Genomic DNA, 24,058 nt, shown 5'->3' with positions numbered 1-24,058 from the left:
AACCCAAAACCACAAATCCAAAATCTAAATACTCATAATCCAGCCCAAAGAGAAACCTCTTCCCGGCATGGCATTCTTTTTTACACTTGGATACACCGTATCCGTCAGGTTATTTATTTGAAAAATTAGGTTTGATTGAATGTTACCCAATTGGATTTTACCCGAAATGGTTGAATTCAAAATAAAGTAAGATGGAAAAGGTCGTCCAGAATGGTCGAAAGTGATAAAGCGTTCAGAATTATACAATCCTTGAATATTTAAATTCCAATTCCCTTTGCCAATATATGCTGTACCCGAAACCGAATGGCGTGGTACGTAAATCATTTGTTTGCCGATAAAATCTTCTGTATAAGCCGCATAAACTTTTTGTTGAGAAGTGTTCGTAAGGGCATAAGTACCCGTAAAACCAGCTATTTTATCAGTTTTGGTATATTTTACATTTCCCGAAACTTCAAAACCTTTTGCCAATACTTGTTGGAGATTTTCTACCCGATACCCTTTATCTGGATTCCAGTACGTCCAGTCGTTAACCAAATTATGATAGAGATTAATACCCAAAGAAGTATTTATATTTTCAGAAAGAACCTGTTTCCAATTGATTCCCATTTCTTTGTTGAAACCACTTTCTGGACGAATGTCTGGATTACCCATAACTTTCCAGTAGCGTTCGTTCAAAGTGGGTAAACGGTAACTTCTGGCAACATTGGCTGTAGCTTTAATTTCATGCTTTTTCGTTGAAAGTACTGCATATTCAATACCCAATGAAGGCGTAAAAGGAGCTTTATAACGGCTTGAAAAAGCCTGACGAAGATTCAGCGAAATAATTAATTTTTCTGCAAGTTGCTGTCTGACTAAAGCAAAAATATCCTGACGATTTTCAGTAATTGCGCCACCGCCATAGCCATCTACTTTTGCCACATAATGCACAAATTCTCCACCGATTCTGATAGAAGTATTACCAAAACCATCAAAGGATTTAAAAGAAAATTCGTGTTCTGCACGACTAATGTAGCGGTCGGTTTCAGAATGACTTGGATTAGCAAAATCGCCCGTTCCATAATCAACAATATCTCTGACAAAAGCTGCTTTTACATTTGTATTTCCGAACTGATAGGAAGAAAGAAAACGATAAGCTTTGGTTTGTGTAATTTCTCTGGAGGCAATTACATCTGGCTGAATACTTAATTTATTGTCAGTCAGCCAAATATTCAAAGAAAGTACATTGTTGTTTTTTTGTTTCAAGTACAAATCTTGAATAAAACCTTTTTGGGCAGTTTCAGTAGGTTCAATCGGGTAAGTTCTTCCTTTGCTGTCGGTTCTTTCGGTTACCGAAAAATGATTATTGTATTTACTTCCGTAAAGTAAAGTTTTGCCAGAAAATTGTAAACCGTTTTTGTAAGACTTTACAAAACGTAAACCTGTTTGTAGATTATAATTATCAAAACTTCCGTACTGTCCGCCAAGCGTAAAGTTCATTCCTTGTCTTTTCCATTGTGGAACAGAATTGAGTAAAATACTTCCACCCACTGCATCAGAACCCACGCAGGAAGCCGAAGAACCATATTGAATCGCCATTTGGTCGAAACCTAACAATGGAACAGTTGAAAAATCGGTTTGTCCCGCCATTGGATTATTAATGTTCAATCCATTCCACATTACTGCCGTGTGCATGGCAGAAGTTCCTCTGAAAGAAATACTTGTTAACTGACCAGTTCCATAACTTTTAAAAGCGATGGGAGATTGATATTGTAGAAAATCGGCTAAAGTTTGAAATTGAAAACGAGCTAAAGTAGCAGAATCTATTTTTTGTACTTTCAAGCCTGCCATAAAATGTTCAGTAGCAAAACCTCTTACTTTTACTTCGTCGATTTGTTTGTTGGCAATTTCCTGGGCGTGGCTTCGCAAGGATATAAAAATACCCATGACTAAAAGTATTGGCTGAAAACGTAAGAAATACGTAAAAACAGCAGACATAACGTTGATAGTTAAGCCTTGACCTGCGGAATGAAACCGAAAATATTGACCAAGAAAATTGAAAGAAAAAATCGAACGCTCAATGATGCTTATCCTCCGTAAGCAAGCAATTAAGAATGATTTAATGGCAGGTCTCCTGACTTGTTTCTCATGTACCCAAACCTTCCCAGAATATTTGGTGAATTTGTGAATTGTGATTTAGTGATTAATAAGCCAATTAAATATTAGGATTATTTTTGAATTTCTTCATTCACTCAATCATTTATTCACTCAATCACCACTAAACCAGTGGCTATTGAAGAATGGCAATGATGGTATTGAAACTTACAGTTGCGGGGACAGTACAGGCATTCAACCTGATTCCCTATTAAGCTTTAAACTTGTATTGATACAAGCCTAATGCACCATAAACTGATGCAAAGGTAGCAGAATTTTTATGTTATTTTGAAGAAAGAATTTTAAAAGCTTGATTTATAGGCTTTTTTGTTGTGATTATTAGCTTATAAATCAAGTAATTAGGAACGTTTACTCTTCCATTAATTTTTTGAGGTCATCCATTTTAATTGGCTTAACCAAATAATTACTTACAATTTCATAAGATTTTGCTCTTTTAATATCCTCAGGGTCGATAGAGCTGGTGACGATAAAAATCGTCACAGCATTTTCAATAGGAATTTGGATAAATTCATCTAAAAATTGCCATCCGTCCCAAATAGGCATATTCAGGTCGAGGAAAATCAAATCAGGGAGTTTTTCGCCTGATATGATAATTGTTTTAAGGCTATCATAAGCTTCTTTGCCATTTTTGAAAACCAGAACACCATTGCAAAAATTAGCTAATTGCATCAATCTTTTAGTGCCAAAAACAAAGATAGGGTCATCATCAATGATGCAAGCGATGTCAATTTTTTTCATATTTAAGATATATGCTGAATGTTGTTCCTTTATCTACTTCACTACTTACTTCTACTTTTCCACCCATTGCCTCAATTTGATTTTTGGTAATGAATAAACCAACACCTCTGGCATCTTTATGGTAATGAAATGTTTTGTACAAACCAAAAAGTTTGGTGCCATGTCGTTTCAAATCAATACCCAAACCGTTGTCTTCTATTTTCAGAATAAGGTAATCTTTTTCTATAACAGTTGATAGTTTGATGTAGCTATCTCTTTCATCTGAAGAGTACTTGATAGCATTTGTCAGAAAGTTAAGCATAATACTATCTAAATAGGCGGGAATGGCTAGTACTTTTTCATCTGTATTGATATTGTTTTCAATCGCCACTTTTGATTCACGGGCAAGAGCCGATACATTTTGAATAGCATTTTGGATTGCGTTATACAAACTTACTCCTTTTAAATTATCAATAACGGCTGTATTCATCAATACTACTTCATTCAAATGAGCAATGGTTTCGCCAAGATTTTTGGAAGCAGATTTTAATAAATTTAAGTATTCATTTTCGGATAATTCAGGATTTTCTTCAAGAAGTATATCCATCATCATTGAGATATTTCCAGAGTGAGACCTCAAATTATGTGAAACAATATGAGCAAAGTTTTTTAGTCTTTCATTTTGGTCTTTTGTAACATCTAAAAGTGCTTTTATCTCTTGCTCCGCATTTTTTTGCTGAGTAATATCAATAATTTGTGAGATAAAATATAAAGGCTGATTAGACTGATTTCTTACTAAAGATGCTGCCAAAATGATATGAACGATATGCCCTTTTTTATGGATGTATCGTTTTTCCATCTGATAATGTGACCTTTTTCCATCAATCAATTCTTGAACTAAGTCAAGGTCAGCTTTTAAATCATCTGGATGAGTAATTTCTTGGAAAGTAAGTTGATAGAGTTCTTCTTCAGAATATCCAATAATTTGACAAAGCGTTTGATTAATTTTTAGCCATTTTCCGTCAATATCAAGCAAAGCCATACCAATTGCCGCATTTTCGAAATTACCTCTAAAAGCTTCTTCACTAATCTGAAGTTTTTCTAGCGCTTTTTTTCTTTCAGTAATATCGTGCATCGCTACAACAGCACCGAATAATTCACCATTAGGTCCTTTGAGTTGAGCACCCGAAATAGATACAATATGACTTGGGCCATCGTTAGGAGCAATAATTATCTCAACATTATGAATATTTCCTGCTTGTAAAGTCCGAATCAGCGGTATTTCTTCAGTACTTAGTTTTGTTGTACCATCTAAACGATAAAGCCCATAATAATTAGGAAATTCTTCCGGAGTAATATTAGCGATAGGTAAGCCATGCCATTGTTTAGTGGTATTGTTAAACAAAGTAAGGTTGCCGTGCTGGTCGCAAGCTACAATACCAATATCAATACTTTCAAGAATGGTTTCTAATAAAGTATGGTTTTCCAGAAGGCTTTGTTCAATTTTTTTGCGTTCGGTAATGTCGTCTGTGTACATAATAATGCCACCAATTTTGTCATTATCTTCACTGTACCAAGGTTTCACTTCCCATTTCAACCATTGTACGGAACCATCTTTTCTAACAAATTTATCTTCATCTCGTTTGATAGATTTTCCTTGTAAGCATTCTTGGTGTATTTTTTTCCATTCATCGCCTATTTCTGGAAAAATCTCGTAGTGTGATTTTCCGATTAAATCAATACCTTCTAAATGATAATCCGTTCGCCATTTTTCTGATATAGCCAAGTACTTTACATCAGTATCAAACATTGCAATAGCGGTAGGAGTATGTTCAATAAATACCGTATTACGTTCAATTTTTTTCTTTTGTTCGCTAATGTCAGAATGTGTTCCGTACATCATCAAAGGTTTTCCTTCGTTTGTCCAGCTCACCACTTTTCCTCTATCAATCACCCATACCCAATGACCAGCTTTATGTTTCATTCGGCATTCGCATTGGTAATATTCGGTTTTCTTTTCAAAACAAGCTTGAATTCTTTGATTAGATATTTTTAAATCATCTGGATGTACCAATTTCAACCAAGTATCTATGCTGATTGGTGCTAATTCATCTAAAGTATAACCCACTATTTCTGCCCAACGCTCATTAAAAAAGGTTTCGCCAGTTTGTACATTCCATTCCCAAGTACCAGCATTAGTACCTTTTATAACGCTTTGAAGCTTTTGCTTTTCTTTAATGAGTTCTTCTTGCGCTAGTTTCTGAGCATGAATATCCTGAAAAGTACCATAAATTCTAATACAAGTTCCTTCATAAAACTCGGATTGACAAATTACTCTTACCCATTTGATATTTCCTTTTGCAGTAATAATTTTAAAGTCAAGGTCGTAGCCTTGTCCTTTTGTAATAGCAAGATTTACTAATTCAGTTATTTTTGCTTTACTTTCACCTTCTTCGTAAAAGTTAATGGCAGTGTTTATATTGGGTTCAAAGTCTTCATCAACTTCGTGTATTTTCTTGGTAGTATTGCTCCATTGTAATTTTTGGCTTTCTATTTCTAATTCCCAATAACCTACCATTGCGGCGGCATTGCAGCGTTCCAAGAAATCATCTTTTCTCAGTAATTCCGTTATGTCGGTAAAAGAAAGGATGACATTAATGGCTTCTCCTTCACTATTTCTAATCACCATCGCCCGGCAACGAAACCAAATGGTAGAGCCATTTTTATGTTTGAATCGAAGAGTTTCGTCGTAAGGTTTATTAGAGCTTTTGTAATGCTCAAAGAATTTTTTAGCATCATCAAGATGAATTAGGGTTCTCCAGACATAATGGTTTTCTGGAATTTCGCTATGCGAAAAACCTAGAGTAGTCCAAAATTTAGGATTAATCCATTCGTTTGAAGGATCTTCAATATCAAGATATCCAAAACCATCCAATGCTGATTCTTGGATAAAATCAAATATTGAAAAGTCACTCTTGATAAGGCTATATAATTCTTGTTTAGGGTTACTCATTAATTTTGGCGGGGGATTTATTTAATGTTTTAAGCAAGTAATAAATAGCTTATTTAATCTAGTTTATGAATGATTTTTGAATGCAAAACCTCCTGAAAGCATTTTTATAAATGCTGATTTTTGTTTGGATTTTTTTAAAACAGCCAAATGTTCAAATTTAACGCAGAAAATCGTTGAGGGAATTTTATTCAAAGAAAATTAATCAAAAACATTTAGATGCACAAGGAAATAAATCAGGAAAACTTACTGATTGTTGTCATATTTAGCATTTGGCAAGATTATCTGAAAAAGCAAAAAGGAGTGATTTGATCATAGTTTTTGGGGATAACTAGCCCCAAATCTTAAATCGCATAACATTGGGATAACATAAACATAAACTAAGCATAACACAAGCGTAATACTGCGGTTATATAGCCGACCTAATTTTGTGCCATCAAAAAACAAACCAGTATGATGAAGCGCAAATTACTTTACACATTAATTATTTTATTTTCTTCTCTTTCATTCACCTTCGCCCAAGAAGGAACTATTCGTGGTACAATTAAAGATGCAGTAAGTAAAGAAGACTTAGTTGGAGCAACCGTTTTTATTGAAGGAATCAACAAAGGAGCAGCCGCTGATATAAACGGTTTCTTTTCATTCAATAAAATTCCAGTTGGTAATTATAAATTGAAAATATCATTTGTTGGATATAAAGTAAAATTCATTGAAAATGTAAAAGTTGTTGAAGGTAGTGTTACAGAAATCAACACTTTTATCGAAGAAGACCAAGCTACTACTTTAAATGAAGTAAAAGTTGTAGCAAAGAAATTAACCAATACTGAAGTTTCGGTTATCTCAGAAATCAAAGCTGCTCAGCAAATTGTAAGTGGTATTTCTGCCGCACAAATTGGTAAGACTTTAGACCGTACCGCTGCCGAAGTAGTAAAACGTGTACCGGGTGTAACAATTTTCGGAGACCGTTTCATTAACATTCGTGGTTTGAATGAACGTTATAACACAGTAATGTTAAATAACGTATTTACACCAAGTATGGAATCGGATGTTCGTTCATTTTCATTCGATGTTATTCCTTCAGGACAAATCGACCGTATTTTAGTATATAAATCTCCAGCCGCTGAATTACCGGGTGAATTTGCTGGTGGTGTGGTGAAAATCTTCACGAAAAGTATTCCAGACGAAAATTATTTGACAGTTGATGTAAGCGGAGCTTACCGTGATGGAACTACAGGAAAAGAATTTTTCCGTCCGCAAACTGGAAAATACTCTTATACAGGTTTTAACAATGGTTTTTCAGACCTTCCTAAATATTTCCCAACAACAAGCGAGCTAAAACAAATTGCTGTTTCTAACCAAGCAGCCTTAACACAAGCTGGACAAATGTTAAGAAATACTTGGACGCCAGAATCTTCTACTGCTATTCCTGATTTACGTTTCTCAATTACTGGTGCTTATAAATTTATTGATAAAGAAGATTTGAAATTGGCGAACATCACAGCCTTTAACTACAGTAATACTCGTACAACTTTTGAAATGGCAAGAAGTGATTTTGGTTATTCAATTGACCAAAATAGTGTAGAAACCATTAATGAAGATACTAAATTCAGAGATTTACAATATAACAACTCAGTTCGTGCAGGTTTTTTACATAACTGGGCTTTGAGGTTGAACGAAAACCACACTTTCGAATTTAAAAACCTCTACAACCAAATGAGCAACGCTCAATATGTGAATAGAAATGGTTTAGAAAATGGTGGAACTTGGAATATTCGTTCACTGGACCAAGTATATCGTGGAATTTACACAGGTCAAGTATTGGGTCGTCACAACTTCAATGATAATAAAACAAAATTAGACTGGGTAGTTGGTTACAATAAATCAAACAGCGATCGTCCTGATTATAAGCGTTATAGGTATTCAACAGAAGGAGCAACACCAACATTATTAGTTCCTTTTGGAGCAGCGCAAACGGTTAACTTGGGAAGAACGAATATCATGCTCGACGAAGATGCTATTCTAGGAGGAATCAATTTAGTACAAAAATTAACGGTATCAAAAGGAAAAACGGCAGAAGATAATAAGGAAATAGAAGTAAAAGCAGGTGTTTTTTACGAAGACAAGAAACGTACATTTAATGCTCGTAACCTTGGTTATGTTCGTTCAAATAGCTCATTATTTGATATTGGTAGCTTGCCTATTGATGAGATTTTCGCATTGCAAAATATTAATACAACCAATGGAGTAAAAATTGATGAGCAAACAAATGCTTCTGATTCATACACAGCAAGTAATAGTCAAATTGCGGGTTATTTCTCTGGAAATTACTCTTTCACAAAGAAATTAAACTTGATTGCTGGTGTACGTGTAGAAAAGAACGTTCAAAAATTAAATAGCTATGACATCAGTAGAAACTTGCCAGTAAATTATAATCGTGATTTAACAAATCTTTTGCCTTCAGCAAATTTAACGTATAATTTCTCTGAAAAAGCGCTATTGCGTATTGCTTATGGTAAAACCTTGAATCGTCCAGAATTCCGTGAAGTTGCTCCATTCTCTTTTTATGATTTTGTAAATAATCGTGTAATTACTGGTAACCCAAGTTTGAACAATGCCGAAATTGATAATTATGATTTCCGTTATGAATTCTACCCAACACCAGCAGAAGTAATTTCAGTAGCAGCCTTCTACAAGAACTTTAAAAACCCAATTGAAGTGATTTTTGACGGTGTAACAAATGCTAATTTAAGTTTTGGAAATGCTGAAAGTGCTTACAGTGCTGGAGTTGAAATCGAAGTAAAAAAGTCATTAGATAAATTAACAGCATCAGCCCTATTAAATAAAATTAATTTGGTATTCAATGGCGCATTTATCTACAGCCGTGTAAAAATTGGTTCAACCGCTACTAATCAGTCGGATAATCGTCCATTACAAGGGCAGTCTCCGTACATTGTTAATGCAGGTGTCAACTACAACGACGCTAAAAAGAATACACAAATCAGCTTATTGTTCAACGTAATCGGTAAACGTATTTATGCGGTAGGTAACTCATTTGCAGCAGGTTATCCAGATTGGTACGAAATGCCACGTAATGTAATTGACTTTACTTTCTCTAAAGAAATTGCCAGAAATCTTATTTTGAAAGGCGGTATTACAGACATCTTGAATCAAAGAAATTTGATTATCCAAGATGGTAACAAAGACAATACTTATGATACCAATGTTGACCAAGTTATTCAGTCTTACTCTCCGGGCAGAACATATTCTTTAGGACTTGTGTACACATTAAGAAAAAAATAATAATCATCCATCAATATATTTTCAGTTGAATTTTTAACACATTATTTCTTAATCTAATAATTAAATCAATGAGATTTTTAAACATGAAAGCTACTCGAATTATTGCTTTGTTGCTCTCGATGGCAACGGTATTTCAAGCTTGTAAGGACGACACGGCAGAAGTGGTTCCTTTACCAACAATTTCAGTTTCAGGAACTTTAGCTGGTATTCCAGGAGCAACAGTTCAGTTAAAAGCATCTATCAATGCTCCGGGTGGTGTAAAGTCGGTAGTGGTTTTGAAAAATGGTGCTGCTTTTGATACAAAAACTGGAACAGGAGAAAAAACATTAGACTATACAAAGGATTATGTGATTGACAATGTAGCTGCTGGCTCAATAGTAAACTTTACTGTTCAAGTAACAGATCAGTCGAATCAAGTATCAGCTTTAACAACTATCCCAGTTACAGTATCGGCTGTACCAGCCCCAACAGTTGTAACAGTTGAAGGTATCATTGAAGGAAACGTAACTTGGACAGCTGACAAAATTTATAAATTGAAAAGCTTTGTACGTGTTGGTCAAGAGTCTGTTTTTGGAACAATCACTAAAACAGGTACTTTGACGATTCAACCAGGTACAATTATCATCGGTGACCGTGCTACAAAAGGTACATTAGTAATTCAAAGAGGAAGTAAAATTATTGCTGAAGGTACAGCTGCTAAACCAATTATTTTTACATCAGAAAGAGCAGTAGGTGAACGTGAACCAGGTGACTGGGGTGGATTGGTAATCTGTGGTCGTGCTGTAAATAACTTGCCAGATGTTCAATCAAGCCGTGAATTAGAAGGAGCTTATGGTGCATTCCACGGAGGAACTGATAATGCTGATAATTCAGGTTCATTAAAATATGTGCGTGTTGAATATGCTGGTATTCCAATCAACCCTAATCAAGAAGTTAACTCTTTCACATTTGGTTCTGTAGGTGCTGGAACAAGTTTAGAATATTTACAAGCTTCATTTGGTTTAGATGATTCATTCGAATGGTTTGGTGGTAATGTAAATGCTAAATACTTAGTAGCTTACAAAGGATTAGATGATGATTTTGATATGGATAATGGTTTCTCTGGAAACATCCAATTCGGTATCGGTATTCGTGGTGCAACACAAGCAGATATTTCAGGCTCAAATGGTTTTGAAGTAGATAACGATGCAGCAGGTTCAAGCAATACACCATTTACTTCTGCAACATTAGCAAACATGAGTATTATCGGACCTAAAGGAAGTTTAGCAACGACAATTAGTACTCAATTCCAAAATGGTATGCAATTGCGTCGCAATAGCAAGTTGAAAGTTTATAATGCAGTTGTTACGGGTTATCCTTACGGAGTTTATATTGATAGCCAAAGAGGTGATGCAAAAGGTAATGCTTCAAGAGGAGAATTAGTACTTAACAACGTTGTATTGGCTGGATTAGAAGGCTGGGGAACAGGTGGTTTTGGTACAAGTGCAGTTTCTGAAAAAGAGCAAGGTGGAACTTTAGCTGATATATTAATTGGTGATCAAAAACCATCAGTTTGGTTTGCAGCTCAGACAGGAAATAAAATTTTAGCAACGAGCTCAACAGTTGGTTTAAGCCCTTCTTTGTTCTTAACAGGTCGCCCAACATTTACTTTAGCTTCTGGTTCAAGTTTATCAGGTGTTAATTTACCAACTACTTTACCTGCATTCTTCACAAAAACTACTTATGCTGGTGCATTCAACGATGTAGATTGGACAGCAGGTTGGACAGAATTTAACCCACAAGGTGTTTCTTACGTGAAATAATTTTTAGTACAAGTAAAACTTCAGTCTGCATATTTTTAAAATATCAGACTGAAGTTCATTAAGCTTTCAATTACCAATATGAAAAATATCTTAATCATTCTTTCTGCTTTTGTTTTACTGACATCGTGTAGTTCAAAAAAAAATCAAGCAATTAATTACTTTTCTACTCAAGAACAAGACACCCTCTTAACCAACATCATTACTTATATCTATTCGCCTGCACCTGGTGCTAATAACAACACCAAATTTGAAACGAGGTATAGAAGTTTCTACCAAAAAGCCTTACCATTTTTTAAAATCCAAGAATATTATCAAACAGAAGACGGTTGGAATTATGTTTTCATTATTCGTCCTGTTTCATCAAGCCCAATCTTCAGAAGAGGAGTATTGGCAAAATTTAAACTCAAAGAAGGCTCATTAAAGCCAGAATCTTTTGAAGAAGTCATTAACACACCTCATTTAAGAGAAGAGATTGTAGTAGAGCGAGGAGGTTTTTTATTTAAGGAATTGATTAAAAAGGGAAATGTAGATGAATACCTTTCCATGAAACAATATATAGAGTGGCCAGACGACCACCTAAAATACAACAAAGCTACTCATGAGTGGGTAACAGTCAAGCCTTATTAAGGTTTTCTCCTCGTTGTAAAACGGGGAGAAAGTCCGAAATGGATTTTCATATTGGTGTAATTATGCAAAAGCCGAAGCGTATCGCTTCGGCTTTTCTATTTTTTAGCTATTGTGTAATTATACAGTTCAGCAATTCGGAGGGTATTGAAAGGAGGAATGGCTTCTTCCAAACTTATTTGCCAATTGATTTCATTGAGGAGTTCAATAAAATCTTGATTATCTGAATAGGCTTTTCTTAAATTTCTTTTTGATAAAGGAATCAAATCACCATTAGCTTCCTTACTGAAATAATAAAGTTGATTGGACATTTCATTACTGATGTCTAAACGATAAACATAAATGCCTTTTTTACTTAAAATTTCATAAGATTTATTACCCACAAATCGCCAGTCTTTTTCGCCTTTGCGATAGCCAAAAGCATTTTTAAAATTATAGATTTTGGTAGTGCCATTTTTAACTTTTACACTGCTGTATCTTTCTTTAAAAGCACTAGCATTAGTGGCTGTAAGTTGTTCTTTTTCAAAGTCTTGACTGTTTAGATAGACACCATCTTGAGCTTTGCTTTCTAAGCAGCATAAGCAATAAAAAATACAATAGATTTTTTTCATGAAGAAATTGTTTTGTCTTTACACAAAAATCAGATTTAGATATTACTTCATGATTAGCTCAATGTTAAATGAAAGTTATGAATATTAAGTTTTGTAATTTTGAGTTTCAGTCCTTGAAAAATAGAAGTTAAAACCCTTAAATGGATTGTTTGTTAATAACTTTAGTCATAAAAACTGTGTTTAGATAAATCGAAATACTTAAAAAAAACGTAGATACAATCATCATCAAAAAAGGCAAAATGAACCCCAATATTCTTAAAATTCAATCGGCAATCGAGCCAATTCGTCAAGAAATTACTTCTCATTCGGTTTACAAATACATTCATGAATTAGAAGATTTACAGCTTTTTATGCAAGACCATGTCTTTGCCGTTTGGGATTTTATGTCATTGCTAAAAGGTTTGCAACGTCATCTTACTTGTGTGGACATTCCGTGGATTCCAGTTGGCAGTGCTAGTACACGTTTTTTAATCAACGAAATTGTGATTGGAGAAGAAAGTGATACCGACACCGAAGGCAATACCATGAGTCACTTTGAATTGTACTTAAAAGCCATGCAACAATCTGGTGCTTCAACCGAACAGATTGAAAAGCTTATAGTTTTACTTTCGCAAAAAGTAAGTGTTCAGGAAGCTTTGACACAAGTACAGGTTTCAGAAAGTGTTCGTCAATTTGTAGATTTTACTTTTGACGTAATCAATACGCAGAAACCACATATTATGGCTGCTGTATTTACTTTTGGACGTGAAGATTTGATTCCATCAATGTTCCTTTCGATGGTGAAAGATTTAAACCAAAGTATGCCAGAAAGCATTTCGATTTTCAATTATTATTTAGAAAGACATATTGAAGTGGATGGCGACCATCACAGCCATTTAGCCTTGAAAATGGTAGAAGAATTGTGTGGAAATGATGCCGAAAAATGGGCTGAAGCTGAAGCCTATTCACTTCGTTCATTGAAGGTAAGAAATCAACTTTGGAATGGCGTTGAAGTAAAAATCAAAGAATTGGCTGAAAGCGTTTAAGGAGTCCAATCATTTACGGTAGCGGTAACCCTTGCGGTTACCGTTTCATCCGAGGCAACTGCAAGAGTTGCTGCTACAATTGGTAAAAATCTAAATAAAAAATTCTGCTTTACAGTAATAAATAGCTGTAAAGCAGAATTTTTATTTTCAAATTACCAAATTTTCAAACCTTCAAATCCCAAAATTACTTCATTTTATAAGCTGGATGATTTTTTACATATTCATCAAAAGAGAATTTACCAGAGCCAATCAACCAAAAAAGCCCAAGTAATAATAATACAATCACCGATAACCAAAGCTCAGAATTGACGAAAGTAAAGCCGTTTCTGATGTTGGCAAAAAACACTGCTACAAACAAAATTGGTACTTGGAAAGCCGCCGCCAGTCGGGTTAAGCAACCCAAAGTAATCAACAGTCCTCCGACCAAATGGGCGAAAGCCACATAATGCACCGCCACAAAAGTCCAAGCATTAAAATGCAGTCCTTCTACAAGCGTCGAGAGATAGGAAGTATCGCCGATAAAGCTCATTCCCTTAAAGAATAGCAACAACCCCAAGCCAATCCGAACAATGTCAAGCCAAGCTGGGTGGTGTTTATCACCCCAATTTTCTATGCTTTCAATAGTAGTCATTTTGATAATTGTTTAGTTTATTGAATTTATAATAAAAATATAACATTGTCAATATTTGATAGAATTATTTTGTGTGGTTTGCGAAAATTATAAAACTGTAAGGAAGATGACAATTGGTGAAGGAGAGAATTGTAAAATTTGTATCGTAATCAAATAACAACAAATATGAAATTTCTTATTATTCTATTCAGTATCATTAGTTTAAATGTTTTTTCACAAGACATAAACACACGTAAAAAACACTTCTTAACAGAAAAAGGAGTAGCACTCAGTGGCTACGATGCCTTGACTTATTTTCAAGGAAAACCCCAAAAAGGCAAAAAAGAGTATTCTTACACGCAAGAAGGAATTATTTACCAATTTTCATCTGCCAGCAATTTGGAAACCTTCAAGAAAAATCCTTCAAAATACGAACCACAATACGGAGGTTGGTGTGCTTATGCGATGGGAAGCAAAGGCGAAAAAGTAGAAGTTGACCCCGAAACCTATAAAATTGTCAATGGAAAATTGTACTTGTTCTATCATACTTTTTTCAGCAATACGCTTGCAGATTGGAACAAAGACGAAACTAATCTAAAAGCCAAAGCAGATATTAATTGGGAAAAAATAATCAAAAAATAAAGCCATGACCAGTCAAAAAATCTATATTAGTTGGACAGCCCAAATCATCGCAGCAGGGATTTTAGCCCAAACACTTTTTTTCAAATTTTCGGGTGCAGCCGAAAGCGTAGCCTTGTTTAGTAAATTGGGAGTTGAGCCATTCGGTCGTTACGGTGCGGGAGTAACAGAGCTTTTGGTCGTGATTTTATTACTTAGTCCACGGAAAGCTTGGGTTGGAGCATTTTTAGGAATAGGAGTAATGTTTGGGGCAATCTTGGCACACCTCACCGTTTTGGGAATTGAAAGCGACGGAGATGGAGGATATTTGTTTATCTTAGCGTTAGTTACTTTGCTTTGTTGTTCTATCGTAGCATATATCCGTAAAGGTGATTTTTTCGCCTTTTTCTATACATTAACCTAATTAACTCCAATGCAAGAAGAAGCAAAATATTGGTACTTACACGACCATCAATTATTCTCGGTTTTAAGCCGTGAAGAAAACCGTGCTTTGTGTTTGATTCCGAATTTTAAAACGGTTAAAAAAAATGAAATTCTTTACTTTTCGCATGATGACGAGCAAAGACTTTACACCATCAAAAGCGGAACGCTAAAAATTATTTCGGTGGATGCTGAAGGCAACGAAACAGTAAAAGAAATTTTACGTTCTGGCGATTTGTTCGGGCAATATACCTTTGATGAAATGGATGAAAACGAAGACGAGTACGCCGTTGCCGTTTCCGATAAAGTAGTGATTTGTAGTTTCAAACAAAACGATTTTGAAAATATCGTAAAACGAAATCCTCAATTAGCCATTCGTTATACCAAATTGGTGGGTTTTAAACTTAAAAGGATTTCTAATAATTATAGCAATTTGATGTTCAAAGATGTACGAACAAGATTTGCTTTGTTCTTGAAAGATTGGGCGATAAAAGAAGGAAACGGACAAACAAAAAATATCGTGGTGAAGAATTATCTTACCCATAACGACATCGCAGGACTGATTTGTAGTACTCGCCAAACGGTTACTTTACTTTTTAATGAATTCAAAAATGCAGGATTGATAGATTATACTCGTAGCGAAATTATTGTGAAAGATGTACATCAATTAGCTTGAAATTTTATTTAGTGATTGGTGAATAGTGATTAGAATTTTAATATTTTGATTATCAGTTGTTTGTATGCTGAAAATCTAATCGCCAATAACTTACTAATAAATTTACCAATTGCAATAAAGCCAATCCGATAAAAATACAAGCAATGAGTTTATTCAACCGTTCGTCGCTCAAGTATTTAAAAATAAGATTTCGCTTCCTATCTGCCAGAAAAGCATAAGTATAAACCAACAAGAATGTTCCCGTGCCAGCACCTAACACAAAACTTGTTTTTTGAATGGAAGAAGTAATTTTCAGCCAATCGTATTTACCATAAGAAAGTAAAACCACTACCCAAAAAGGCAAAAGAGCAGGATTGAAAAGGGATAAAGAAATACCTTTGATAAAGGAAAAAAAAGGATTGTTCAACGAAATTTTCTCATATTCAATTTCCTGTTTTTTCTGAAAGAAAGTAAAGACTCCAACCCCGAAAAGTAAGATGATAATTGCCCTTTGCATCCAAAATTCAACTTGTGGATATTTCTCAAAAATCATTAAACCTTCAATGGCTAAATAGGCATAAGTACTTTCGCACAAAACACCTCCTAAGGCTACCAAAATAGCAATTCTGATATTTTTCTGTAAAGTACTATGTACCACATAAACGCTTAGTGGACCGGGCGGAATTGTGGCAATATAACTTATTAAAGCAGTAATGAAGTAAATAATAAAGGTTTTCAAAGGATGATGATTTGGAGATTTCTTTAGCAAGTTATCTTTAAAAAACTTGAGACAAGGCAATCTTTACGACAAATTTTAGATGAATCCTCTTTAACTTTCTAAAAATTGAATACAAAACCTTTAGTATTTCGGTTTGCTAAAATTATCTTTGTGCCATAACCAAAAATTAATCACAAAATGTCAAGACAAAATATCCTTACAGGCTCACCTTGGGAAGACAAAATGGGCTATTGCCGTGCCGTAAGAATCGGAAATATTATTGAAGTATCAGGAACGGTTGCCATTGTTGATGGTGAAAATGTAAAGTCTGACGACGCTTTTGCACAAACCAATAATATCATTGAAAGAATTGCAAAAGTATTAGAAGAAGCTGGTTCAAGCTTGAACGATGTAGTAAGAACAAGAATTTTTACAACTGATATTACGCAATTTGATAATATTGCAAGAGCTCACGGAGCATTTTTTGGAGCGATTAAACCAACTACAGGAATTTACGAAATCAGTAAATTAGTTTCACCAGATTACTTGGTAGAAATTGAATTTACAGCGATTGCTCAGTAAATTTCTTTGAAAATAAGACATAAAAAAAAAGCCTCAATGAAAATTGGGGCTTTTTGCTTTATTGAAGCGTATGGTGTTAAAACGCCGAACGTTTATAAAAAGTTTTACGTTAGAAAAATAGTTGAATTATTTTTCATTTAAATTTATGAAACAACAAACTATTTATGAAGTAGCCGTAATTCCGATTGGTTCGCTGAATACGATTCGAGAAAAAGAGACGATTTTAAGCTACTTTTCTAATCTCAGCAAGTGTTTAGACCAAGTAATTGCGTCTTTGGTAATCAATGGTTGGGAAAGCAAAATTAATTATACTGCAGTGTATAGAAGTTTGAAGGAAAAAGGGAAATATGTTGCGGAGTTCAAAATTGCGAATAATAAAATTTTCAGAATCGTCATTACACCAAGAACCATCAATCCGTCTTTGACGATGTTGGGAATTGAGGAAAAACCCTAATAATTGTGATTTAGTGAATGAGTGATTTAGTGATTGAATTGTTACTTAACTGTGAATAACTTATTGTGTCGTAATCACTCATTCACAATTCACTCAATCACAATTAAACGCCATACGGATTCACCGCTTTTATTTGCATAAAATATTCGGGCTTATCCAAAGGTTCAAAGCCGAATTGGGCGTACAAACCGTGGGCATCCCAAGTAGCAAGTACCCATCTGCGTAAACCTTGTAAGTCGGGATGTTTCAGTACGCTTTCTACTAAAAATTTAGAAAGTCCATTTCCTCGGTATTCTTCCAACACAAAAACGTCTGCTAAATAAGCAAAAGTCGCCAAATCGCTAGTGACTCTACAAAAACCAATTTGTACTAATTTGTTCTCTTGTTGATGATAAACACCAAAAGTAATCGAATGAGCAATAGAACGCTGAACGATTTCCACAGGAATACCTTTCGCCCAATAAGAACGATTACAGAGATAATCATGAATTACGTCAATTTGTAATTTTGATTTATCTGTCGAAATCAAAAAATCATCTTTTTGTACTTCAAACATTGTAAGCAGTGATTAGTAAAAGTGATTGGTGATTAGTTGTGCTTGCCTAAAATAGGTTGACGTAAATTTCAACTTATATATGAAGATTTTAGGCTTATTTTTCTAAATGCAAGATCGCTTCTTTTTTCAATAAAGCTTTGTCAATCGGCACAACACCCAATGATTCACATACTAATCCGCCACCCAAATTGGATAGGCCAGCCACTAATTCGGGCGATAAACCCAAAGCAACACAACAAGCAGCGATAGAAATAACAGTATCACCTGCACCCGAAACATCCGCAATTTTACGGAAATGGGCTGGAAAATGTCTTTTCTCATCTTTGAAATCAATATAAACGCCTCTTTCTGAAAGTGTAATAAAAGCACCTTTTAGTTGTAAAGTAGTTTTTAATTGACTCACCGCATTTTCTAATTCTTCACTTTTCTTTACATCAAAACAGATGTCCAAACCTTCACGCAGTTCTTTCAAATTGGGTTTGAAAAGTGTGGCTTGCTGATAATGCAGGAAATTTCGTTTTTTGGGGTCAACTACGGTTGGAATATTATGATTATTGGCAAAATCAATAATGTCGGTAATGAGTTCTTTAGAAAGTACTCCTTTGTCATAATCTTCAAAAATAATGACATTAGCTTCTTTGGCAAGTTCTTTGATTTTTTGACTGAGTGATAAGTTTTCAGTTTCATTAATCAAAGCATCGGTTTCTGTATCAATGCGTACAATTTGCTGCGAGCCTGCAATGATTCTTTCTTTTACTGTTGTAATTCGGGTTTCAGACTGAATGATGCCTTCGGTAGATAAACCACGTTCTTGTAAAAGTTTGATTAAATCATTTCCATAAGTATCGTTTCCAACAACAGAACAAATAATGGCTTCCGCACCCAAACTTTGAACATTCATTACCACATTTCCTGCACCACCCAAACGTACTTCACGGTTTAATACATTCACAACAGGAACAGGTGCTTCTGGCGAAATACGCTCTACTTTACCCCAAGTGTAGGAGTCGAGCATCACGTCGCCAACGATGAGAACTTTAAGCTGATTAAATTGATTGAAGATTTCAGAAATTGTCATAAAAAGATAGATTCAAAAATGGGCTAACATCTGTTTTGGAAAACAAAATTAACGCATTTTTAGAAGTATTAGTCTAAAAACCTTTTTTCAAGGCGATTATCCACCAATCGTAGTCATTGATTCTGTAATGATACTTTTGCGGTTGCGTTCGGCTTCAAAGCCATCTTTGGGGCGTTGTTTGAAAACATTGATAAAAGTACTTTTTAATTCTTCATCGGAAACTCCACTTCTCAGTAAGTCTCTGATATTTAGTACGCCATCGTCGTAAAGACAAGTTTTTAAATCGCCCGTTGCCGTTAGGCGAATACGATTACAAGTGCCACAAAAAGTACGTGAAAAAGCAGCAATTACACCGATATTGCCTTGATAACCTGGGATTTGATAATTGTAAGAAGTAGAATTTGGAGCGTCAACCAATTTCTGTAAATCAGGATATTGGCTTCTAATTTCTGCTAAAATACGAGGCGCATTCCAATTCAGTTTTGGATAATGTGCACCTTCGCCATTGAAAGGCATTTCTTCAATAAAACGAATCGAAACGTTATTGTCTTTAGTAAGCTCTGATAATGGAATGATGTCTTGGGTATTTTGCCCGTCCATTACTACGGCATTTACTTTTACTTCAAAACCAGCGTCTAATAATTGAAAGAGCGTTTCATAAACTTTGTCGAATTCGTCTCTTCTTGCGATTTCAAAAAAACGTTTTTTATCTAAAGTATCCAAACTTAAATTCACAGCACGCACGCCCATTTCTTTCATTTGGCGAATGTATTGTCCTGTCAGAATTCCGTTTGTGGTAATATTGAGTTCTGTAATGCCTTCAATTTCAGAAAGCTGGTACATGAAATCAATCATATTGTGGCGAACAAAAGGTTCTCCGCCCGTAATTCTTACTTTAGAAACGCCTAATTCAGACAAAACAGAAACTGTTCGAAGCATTTCTTCATAAGTCATCAATTTTGATTTATGTAAATACTTCACACCCACTTCTGGCATACAATAGAAGCAACGTAAATTACAACGGTCTGTCACTGCCAAACGCAAATACGTAATTGGCCGACCATGATTGTCGTAAATCAAGTTTTGGGAGTTCTGTTTTTTGTTTTGAGTTATCACGTCTAAATTCGTTTCTTTGTTGAACAAATTTAAGTAAATAACTGTAGTGAATGCAAAAACATTCAATTGTTGTAGCTTAAAATTAATATTTAGGAAGTAATATGAAGTACGGCATCAATCTTTTTGGTATTACCAAGGAAATAATTGGAAATACTTATATTGAAATAGATATGGAGGAAGAGGCAAATGCAGAGCAATTGTTAGAAAGGCTAAAGAATAATTATCCGAAACTGAAAGCTATCAAATCGCTATTGTTGGCAGTGAATAGCGAATATGCTGAGAAAGATTTGCTTTTACATTTCAGAGATGAGATTGCATTGATTCCACCAGTAAGCGGTGGTTAAAAGAAAAAACCTTTGATTTCACAACTGGAAATCAAAGGTTTTTAAAATTAAACTCCGTTAGCAGAAGATTTGATTGAAGCATTTAGGTTTTTAATTTTTCTTTCATATCGATTGATGATTTCACGCTTCTGATTGGTATGAATTCTGCGTTCTTTTACAATTCTGTTAGATAAAACCTGAATCGTTTTTTCTTGCTTTTTAATATGAGTATTAAGTGAACTCACTTGGGTCTCATAACCTTCGATTTTTTTCTGCGTTTCAACTTTAAAAGCTTTGAATTCTTCAACTTTCAAATCAACATCTTTGAAAAGGCTTAAAACTTTCAAAGAATCTTGTTTGTAATTGTTTCTGATGTTGCCAATTTCTACAAAATAAGAACGGTATTTGTTTTCTTGGGCAAGTAATTCTTCGGAGAGTGTTAGTGTTTTGGCCCTTAAATCTCGTACTTCAACTTGTGAGCGTTTGAAATTTTCGTTGAGCCGACTTTTCGAACTGTCGAGCTCATTGTACTTTTTACTTGTCACACAAGAAGATTGAGTTAAAATGAGGGAAATTAAAGCTACAGAGGCGGGGATGATACTTTTTTTCATGATTTTTTAAAATGGCGATGATTTAGGTTAAAAACATTACTCATAAAAATGATAATGAGAGCATTAAAAATAGTTTTATAAATAAATTAGAAGTTAAAAGAGTTAGTAAACATCAAAAGACATTTACTGGTTACTGTAAGCGACGGTACTTGTACAATGTTTTTTACTACTTTAGTAGAGACTGATAATTTCGATATTAAGATGTTTTTATTTATTTAAGTGGTTGATTTATAGTTGTTAAAGTTATTATTTATTGTCTTTAGGTAATGATTTTGAAAAAGAGTAACACTTGCAAAATAAATAATTTTTAATTTATGTACCAAAGAAGTTTATGAAAATAGGACATATTTGGTAATTAGTAAAGATTGAGTTTGTTTTAACGCATGGTAAAATTACAAGACAACTTTTTTTTAATTATCCATTATTATATGGCTTAAATATGATGTTTCCGTCTTTGTTACGAACCTGAGCATACGTAGATAAAATTAAAAACATGCTATTATGTATGGATTTCTTGAAATTTTACGGATATTATTTGTCCGAAGGAATTTTAATTGAGAAACAATTTTCAGTTTAATATACTATTGTTAATTTATTTGAATAGATAAGCATAAGTATTTTGTAATAAACTTTACACTTTCAACACTTCGTGACGATATGGATATTTGTGAAAACGACGGTTACCAAACACCGCCTAAAGTAATTGCTGATTTAGTTACAGCAAGCCCAACACCTAGTGTAAGTGTGGATTCGAAAGGAGAATGGATGGTTTTGCTTCAGCGTGCAGCCCAGCCTTCTATTGCACAATTAGCAGAACCAGAACTTCGGTTGGCAGGTCTGAGAATTAATCCTGCCAATAATGGACCAAGCCGAACTACTTATTTTGTAGGTATTCGATTAAGAAAAGTAGTAGGGAAAGAAGAAATAGCCATCAAAGGTTTGCCCGAAAAACCTTTATTGAATTATGCAAGCTGGTCGCCAGATGAATCTAAAATTGCTTTTTGTCATTCAAGTCCTGAAAAAATAGAACTTTGGGTCTTAGATATTGAAACAGCTATGGCTAAAAAAGTGTCTGATTTAGCAATGAATGCTGTTTTCGGACATCCATACTCTTGGCTTTCGGATGGGAAATCTTTGTTAGCAAAAGTACTGGTACCGAACCGTGGAAATCCGCCACAGAAAAATGCCGTACCGACAGGGCCAACAATTCTTGAAAATTTAGGAAAAACAAATCCTAGTAGAACCTATCAAGATTTACTGAAAAATGAAAGCGATGAAAGGCTCTTTGAGTTTTATACGAGTGCTGAATTAGTAAAAGTCAATTTAGAGGGAACGGTAGAAAAAATCGTTGAAGCAAGTATTATTCAATCGGCAAGCAGTTCGCCCGATGGACAATACCTTTTGGTAAAAACCATTCAACGCCCATTTTCATATCTTGTTCCTTATAGCCGTTTTCCAATAAAAATAGATGTTTTAAACATCGCTGGAACGTTTATCAAAACATTGGCAGATAACCCTTTGATTGAAAATGTTCCGATTTCGTTTGATGCTGTTCAAAAAGAACCACGTGGCTTTAATTGGCGACACGATACACCCGCTACTGTTTATTGGGTTGAAGCCCAAGATGAAGGTGACCCTAAAAATGAAGTGGCTGTTCGAGATAAAGTAATCACCTTGAGTTCGCCTTTTACAGGAGAAACAAGAACGATTGCTGAAACGGGCTATCGCTATGCAGGGATTATTTGGGCAAATGAAAATTTGGCTTTAATTGATGAATATTGGCATAAAACCAGAAGAGTAATTACCAAAATTATTGACCCAAGTGGAGGGAAGGAAGCAGTTGTTTTATTCGACCGTTCTTCTGAAGATAAGTATAATGAACCCGGAAGTCCATCAACGAAAAAAAATCAATATGGAAGATTGGTCATGGATTTGCAAAAGGATAATTCCGTATTCATGACAGGCGACGGAGCATCTGCCGAAGGCGACCGACCTTTTGTCGATATTCTGAACCTGACGACTAAGGAAACAAATCGACTTTGGCGTTCGGAAGCACCATTTTATGAACGTCCGATTGCTATTCTTGATAATGAAAAACAGATTATTCTGACCATCAGAGAGTCAAAACAGGATAATCCAAATTACTTTATTCGAGATTTAAAGCAGCAAAACAGTAAGCAAATTACTTTCTTCCCACATCCTTATCCAGCTTTAAAAGGGGTAGAAAAACAAGTTTTAAAATACAAACGTCATGATGGCGTGGAGTTAACAGCAAATCTTTATTTGCCCGCTGATTATCAAAAGGAACAAGGTGCTTTACCATGTTTGTTGGAAGCTTATCCTTTAGAATTCAAGGATAAAAGTAATGCTGGACAAATTTCAGGTTCACCTTATGAATTTACTTCGATTTATTGGGGTTCACCGATTTTTTGGGTAACACAAGGTTTTGCTATTTTAGAAGGAACGTCTATTCCAATTGTTGGCGAAGGAACTACCGAACCTAACGATACTTATCTAGAACAATTGGTGGCAGGTGCAAAAGCTGCTATAGAGGAAGGTGCCAAATTAGGAGTAGTTGACCCGAATAAAGTAGGCGTAATGGGGCATTCTTATGGTGGATTTATGGTGGCAAATTTATTGTCACATTCTGATTTGTTCAAAGCGGGAATTGCTAGGAGTGGAGCTTATAATCGTACTTTAACACCTTTTGGTTTTCAAGGTGAAGAACGTACTTTTTGGCAAACGCCCGAAACATATCATAAAATGTCGCCATTCAATTATGCCGATAAAATGAAAACACCTTTATTGTTAATTCATGGCGAAGCCGATAATAATACGGGGACTTTTCCTATTCAGTCAGAGCGATATTATAATGCTTTAAAAGGTCTGGGCGCAACAGTACGTTATGTACAATTACCTTACGAAAGCCACGGTTACCAAGCCAAAGAATCAATTTTGCACATGCTTTGGGAAATGAATACTTGGCTGAATACTTATGTGAAGGAGTAACTTTGTGATGAATTTTGAGTTGTGTACTTTGGTTAAATTAGTCCAGC

The 24,058-nt window shown here is 34.8% G+C and carries 21 protein-coding genes and 1 riboswitch; of the genes, 11 read left to right on the top strand and 10 right to left on the bottom strand.

Translation table 11 applies throughout. The annotated features are described in order from the left end of the window. Window positions 1-24 precede the first annotated feature (24 nt). From VB798_RS06970 to VB798_RS06960, 3 genes are all read right to left on the bottom strand, one after another. Entirely contained in the window at window positions 25-1,974 is a 1,950-nt protein-coding gene (locus VB798_RS06970; RefSeq protein WP_323257355.1) for a TonB-dependent receptor plug domain-containing protein, read from the bottom strand. A 109-nt stretch (window positions 1,975-2,083) separates the two neighbouring features. Further along, window positions 2,084-2,398, bottom strand: a riboswitch (cobalamin riboswitch). Between the two features lie 101 nt (window positions 2,399-2,499). Further along, window positions 2,500-2,889: a response regulator gene (locus tag VB798_RS06965; protein ID WP_323257353.1), complete on the bottom strand. Its 390-nt coding sequence runs from the start codon at window positions 2,887-2,889 to the stop codon at window positions 2,500-2,502. After that, complete coding sequence (locus tag VB798_RS06960) at window positions 2,876-5,881, bottom strand: PAS domain S-box protein (protein ID WP_323257351.1); 3,006 nt, start codon at window positions 5,879-5,881, stop codon at window positions 2,876-2,878. Before VB798_RS06960 ends, VB798_RS06965 begins: the two co-directional genes overlap by 14 nt. A 450-nt stretch (window positions 5,882-6,331) precedes the next feature. Between VB798_RS06960 and VB798_RS06955 the strand changes: the two genes are divergently transcribed. The 3 genes from VB798_RS06955 to VB798_RS06945 all read left to right on the top strand — a co-directional run bounded on the left by VB798_RS06955 (window position 6,332) and on the right by VB798_RS06945 (window position 11,607). Continuing rightward, window positions 6,332-9,178 carry a TonB-dependent receptor gene (locus VB798_RS06955; protein WP_323257350.1) on the top strand — a complete coding sequence of 949 codons (2,847 nt, stop codon included), beginning with the start codon at window positions 6,332-6,334 and terminating at the stop codon, window positions 9,176-9,178. Window positions 9,179-9,261: 83 nt separating this feature from the next. Then, a complete protein-coding gene (locus VB798_RS06950) occupies window positions 9,262-10,980 on the top strand; it encodes an Ig-like domain repeat protein (protein ID WP_323257348.1) in 1,719 nt (572 codons plus the stop codon). Between the two features lie 78 nt (window positions 10,981-11,058). Next, window positions 11,059-11,607, top strand: coding sequence for a hypothetical protein (locus tag VB798_RS06945; protein WP_323257346.1), 549 nt, complete (start codon window positions 11,059-11,061; stop codon window positions 11,605-11,607). A 95-nt stretch (window positions 11,608-11,702) separates the two neighbouring features. Here VB798_RS06945 and VB798_RS06940 read toward each other — a convergent pair whose 3' ends face one another. Next, window positions 11,703-12,215: a hypothetical protein gene (locus tag VB798_RS06940; RefSeq protein ID WP_323257343.1), complete on the bottom strand. Its 513-nt coding sequence runs from the start codon at window positions 12,213-12,215 to the stop codon at window positions 11,703-11,705. Window positions 12,216-12,454: 239 nt separating this feature from the next. Here VB798_RS06940 and VB798_RS06935 point away from each other — a divergent pair, with 239 nt between their 5' ends. Beyond that, entirely contained in the window at window positions 12,455-13,240 is a 786-nt protein-coding gene (locus tag VB798_RS06935; protein WP_323257341.1) for a DUF3050 domain-containing protein, read from the top strand. Window positions 13,241-13,424: 184 nt separating this feature from the next. On the opposite strand, the gene VB798_RS06930 is transcribed toward VB798_RS06935, so the two are convergent. Beyond that, a complete protein-coding gene (locus tag VB798_RS06930) occupies window positions 13,425-13,871 on the bottom strand; it encodes a DoxX family protein (protein WP_323257339.1) in 447 nt (148 codons plus the stop codon). A gap of 165 nt (window positions 13,872-14,036) precedes the next feature. Between VB798_RS06930 and VB798_RS06925 the strand changes: the two genes are divergently transcribed. From VB798_RS06925 to VB798_RS06915, 3 genes are read left to right on the top strand one after another with little or no spacing between them, the layout of a single operon-like run. Then, entirely contained in the window at window positions 14,037-14,492 is a 456-nt protein-coding gene (locus tag VB798_RS06925; RefSeq protein ID WP_323257336.1) for a YHS domain-containing (seleno)protein, read from the top strand. Window positions 14,493-14,496: 4 nt separating this feature from the next. Next, window positions 14,497-14,892, top strand: a complete 396-nt coding sequence (locus VB798_RS06920) for a DoxX family protein (protein ID WP_323257334.1) — start codon at window positions 14,497-14,499, stop codon at window positions 14,890-14,892. 9 nt (window positions 14,893-14,901) lie between these two features. Further along, on the top strand, window positions 14,902-15,585 hold the full coding sequence (locus VB798_RS06915) for a Crp/Fnr family transcriptional regulator (RefSeq protein ID WP_323257332.1): 684 nt from the start codon (window positions 14,902-14,904) through the stop codon (window positions 15,583-15,585). A gap of 52 nt (window positions 15,586-15,637) precedes the next feature. On the opposite strand, the gene VB798_RS06910 is transcribed toward VB798_RS06915, so the two are convergent. Further along, window positions 15,638-16,303 carry a LysE family translocator gene (locus VB798_RS06910; RefSeq protein WP_323257330.1) on the bottom strand — a complete coding sequence of 222 codons (666 nt, stop codon included), beginning with the start codon at window positions 16,301-16,303 and terminating at the stop codon, window positions 15,638-15,640. A gap of 177 nt (window positions 16,304-16,480) precedes the next feature. On the opposite strand from VB798_RS06910, the gene VB798_RS06905 reads away from it, so the two are divergent. Both VB798_RS06905 and VB798_RS06900 read left to right on the top strand, forming a co-directional pair. Continuing rightward, complete coding sequence (locus VB798_RS06905) at window positions 16,481-16,864, top strand: RidA family protein (RefSeq protein WP_323257328.1); 384 nt, start codon at window positions 16,481-16,483, stop codon at window positions 16,862-16,864. Between the two features lie 145 nt (window positions 16,865-17,009). Further along, entirely contained in the window at window positions 17,010-17,318 is a 309-nt protein-coding gene (locus VB798_RS06900; RefSeq protein WP_323257327.1) for a hypothetical protein, read from the top strand. 103 nt (window positions 17,319-17,421) lie between these two features. Here VB798_RS06900 and VB798_RS06895 read toward each other — a convergent pair whose 3' ends face one another. The 3 genes from VB798_RS06895 to moaA form a co-directional block, all read right to left on the bottom strand. Continuing rightward, a complete protein-coding gene (locus tag VB798_RS06895) occupies window positions 17,422-17,874 on the bottom strand; it encodes a GNAT family N-acetyltransferase (protein ID WP_323257326.1) in 453 nt (150 codons plus the stop codon). 94 nt (window positions 17,875-17,968) lie between these two features. Next, on the bottom strand, window positions 17,969-18,952 hold the full coding sequence (locus tag VB798_RS06890; RefSeq protein WP_323257324.1) for a bifunctional heptose 7-phosphate kinase/heptose 1-phosphate adenyltransferase: 984 nt from the start codon (window positions 18,950-18,952) through the stop codon (window positions 17,969-17,971). 96 nt (window positions 18,953-19,048) lie between these two features. Beyond that, window positions 19,049-20,032 (bottom strand): GTP 3',8-cyclase MoaA, encoded by a 984-nt coding sequence (gene moaA, locus VB798_RS06885; protein WP_323257322.1) that lies wholly within the window; start codon window positions 20,030-20,032, stop codon window positions 19,049-19,051. A gap of 137 nt (window positions 20,033-20,169) precedes the next feature. Here moaA and VB798_RS06880 point away from each other — a divergent pair, with 137 nt between their 5' ends. Further along, window positions 20,170-20,412 carry a MoaD/ThiS family protein gene (locus tag VB798_RS06880; RefSeq protein WP_323257320.1) on the top strand — a complete coding sequence of 81 codons (243 nt, stop codon included), beginning with the start codon at window positions 20,170-20,172 and terminating at the stop codon, window positions 20,410-20,412. 47 nt (window positions 20,413-20,459) lie between these two features. Here VB798_RS06880 and VB798_RS06875 read toward each other — a convergent pair whose 3' ends face one another. Next, the gene (locus VB798_RS06875) at window positions 20,460-21,002 is read right to left on the bottom strand and encodes a hypothetical protein (protein WP_323257318.1); all 543 of its coding nucleotides are present in this window, start codon (window positions 21,000-21,002) and stop codon (window positions 20,460-20,462) included. A 657-nt stretch (window positions 21,003-21,659) separates the two neighbouring features. Here VB798_RS06875 and VB798_RS06870 point away from each other — a divergent pair. Then, window positions 21,660-24,011 (top strand): S9 family peptidase, encoded by a 2,352-nt coding sequence (locus VB798_RS06870; protein WP_323257316.1) that lies wholly within the window; start codon window positions 21,660-21,662, stop codon window positions 24,009-24,011. Window positions 24,012-24,058 lie beyond the last annotated feature (47 nt).

This window comes from Arcicella lustrica (assembly GCF_034930985.1).
In the GTDB taxonomy this organism is placed as follows: domain Bacteria; phylum Bacteroidota; class Bacteroidia; order Cytophagales; family Spirosomataceae; genus Arcicella; species Arcicella lustrica.
The sequence above is the reverse complement of the archived record's forward strand: the minus strand, read 5'-3'. Positions and strand labels throughout refer to the sequence as shown.

What these genes read in the sequence shown, in the direction of transcription:
- VB798_RS06970 (WP_323257355.1), bottom strand. Translation starts at nt 1,974, where the DNA reads ATGTCTGCTGTTTTTACGTATTTCTTACGTTTTCAGCCAATACTTTTA.
- VB798_RS06965 (WP_323257353.1), bottom strand. Translation starts at nt 2,889, where the DNA reads ATGAAAAAAATTGACATCGCTTGCATCATTGATGATGACCCTATCTTT.
- VB798_RS06960 (WP_323257351.1), bottom strand. Translation starts at nt 5,881, where the DNA reads ATGAGTAACCCTAAACAAGAATTATATAGCCTTATCAAGAGTGACTTT.
- VB798_RS06955 (WP_323257350.1), top strand. Translation starts at nt 6,332, where the DNA reads ATGATGAAGCGCAAATTACTTTACACATTAATTATTTTATTTTCTTCT.
- VB798_RS06950 (WP_323257348.1), top strand. Translation starts at nt 9,262, where the DNA reads ATGAAAGCTACTCGAATTATTGCTTTGTTGCTCTCGATGGCAACGGTA.
- VB798_RS06945 (WP_323257346.1), top strand. Translation starts at nt 11,059, where the DNA reads ATGAAAAATATCTTAATCATTCTTTCTGCTTTTGTTTTACTGACATCG.
- VB798_RS06940 (WP_323257343.1), bottom strand. Translation starts at nt 12,215, where the DNA reads ATGAAAAAAATCTATTGTATTTTTTATTGCTTATGCTGCTTAGAAAGC.
- VB798_RS06935 (WP_323257341.1), top strand. Translation starts at nt 12,455, where the DNA reads ATGAACCCCAATATTCTTAAAATTCAATCGGCAATCGAGCCAATTCGT.
- VB798_RS06930 (WP_323257339.1), bottom strand. Translation starts at nt 13,871, where the DNA reads ATGACTACTATTGAAAGCATAGAAAATTGGGGTGATAAACACCACCCA.
- VB798_RS06925 (WP_323257336.1), top strand. Translation starts at nt 14,037, where the DNA reads ATGAAATTTCTTATTATTCTATTCAGTATCATTAGTTTAAATGTTTTT.
- VB798_RS06920 (WP_323257334.1), top strand. Translation starts at nt 14,497, where the DNA reads ATGACCAGTCAAAAAATCTATATTAGTTGGACAGCCCAAATCATCGCA.
- VB798_RS06915 (WP_323257332.1), top strand. Translation starts at nt 14,902, where the DNA reads ATGCAAGAAGAAGCAAAATATTGGTACTTACACGACCATCAATTATTC.
- VB798_RS06905 (WP_323257328.1), top strand. Translation starts at nt 16,481, where the DNA reads ATGTCAAGACAAAATATCCTTACAGGCTCACCTTGGGAAGACAAAATG.
- VB798_RS06900 (WP_323257327.1), top strand. Translation starts at nt 17,010, where the DNA reads ATGAAACAACAAACTATTTATGAAGTAGCCGTAATTCCGATTGGTTCG.
- VB798_RS06895 (WP_323257326.1), bottom strand. Translation starts at nt 17,874, where the DNA reads ATGTTTGAAGTACAAAAAGATGATTTTTTGATTTCGACAGATAAATCA.
- VB798_RS06890 (WP_323257324.1), bottom strand. Translation starts at nt 18,952, where the DNA reads ATGACAATTTCTGAAATCTTCAATCAATTTAATCAGCTTAAAGTTCTC.
- VB798_RS06880 (WP_323257320.1), top strand. Translation starts at nt 20,170, where the DNA reads ATGAAGTACGGCATCAATCTTTTTGGTATTACCAAGGAAATAATTGGA.
- VB798_RS06875 (WP_323257318.1), bottom strand. Translation starts at nt 21,002, where the DNA reads ATGAAAAAAAGTATCATCCCCGCCTCTGTAGCTTTAATTTCCCTCATT.
- VB798_RS06870 (WP_323257316.1), top strand. Translation starts at nt 21,660, where the DNA reads ATGGATATTTGTGAAAACGACGGTTACCAAACACCGCCTAAAGTAATT.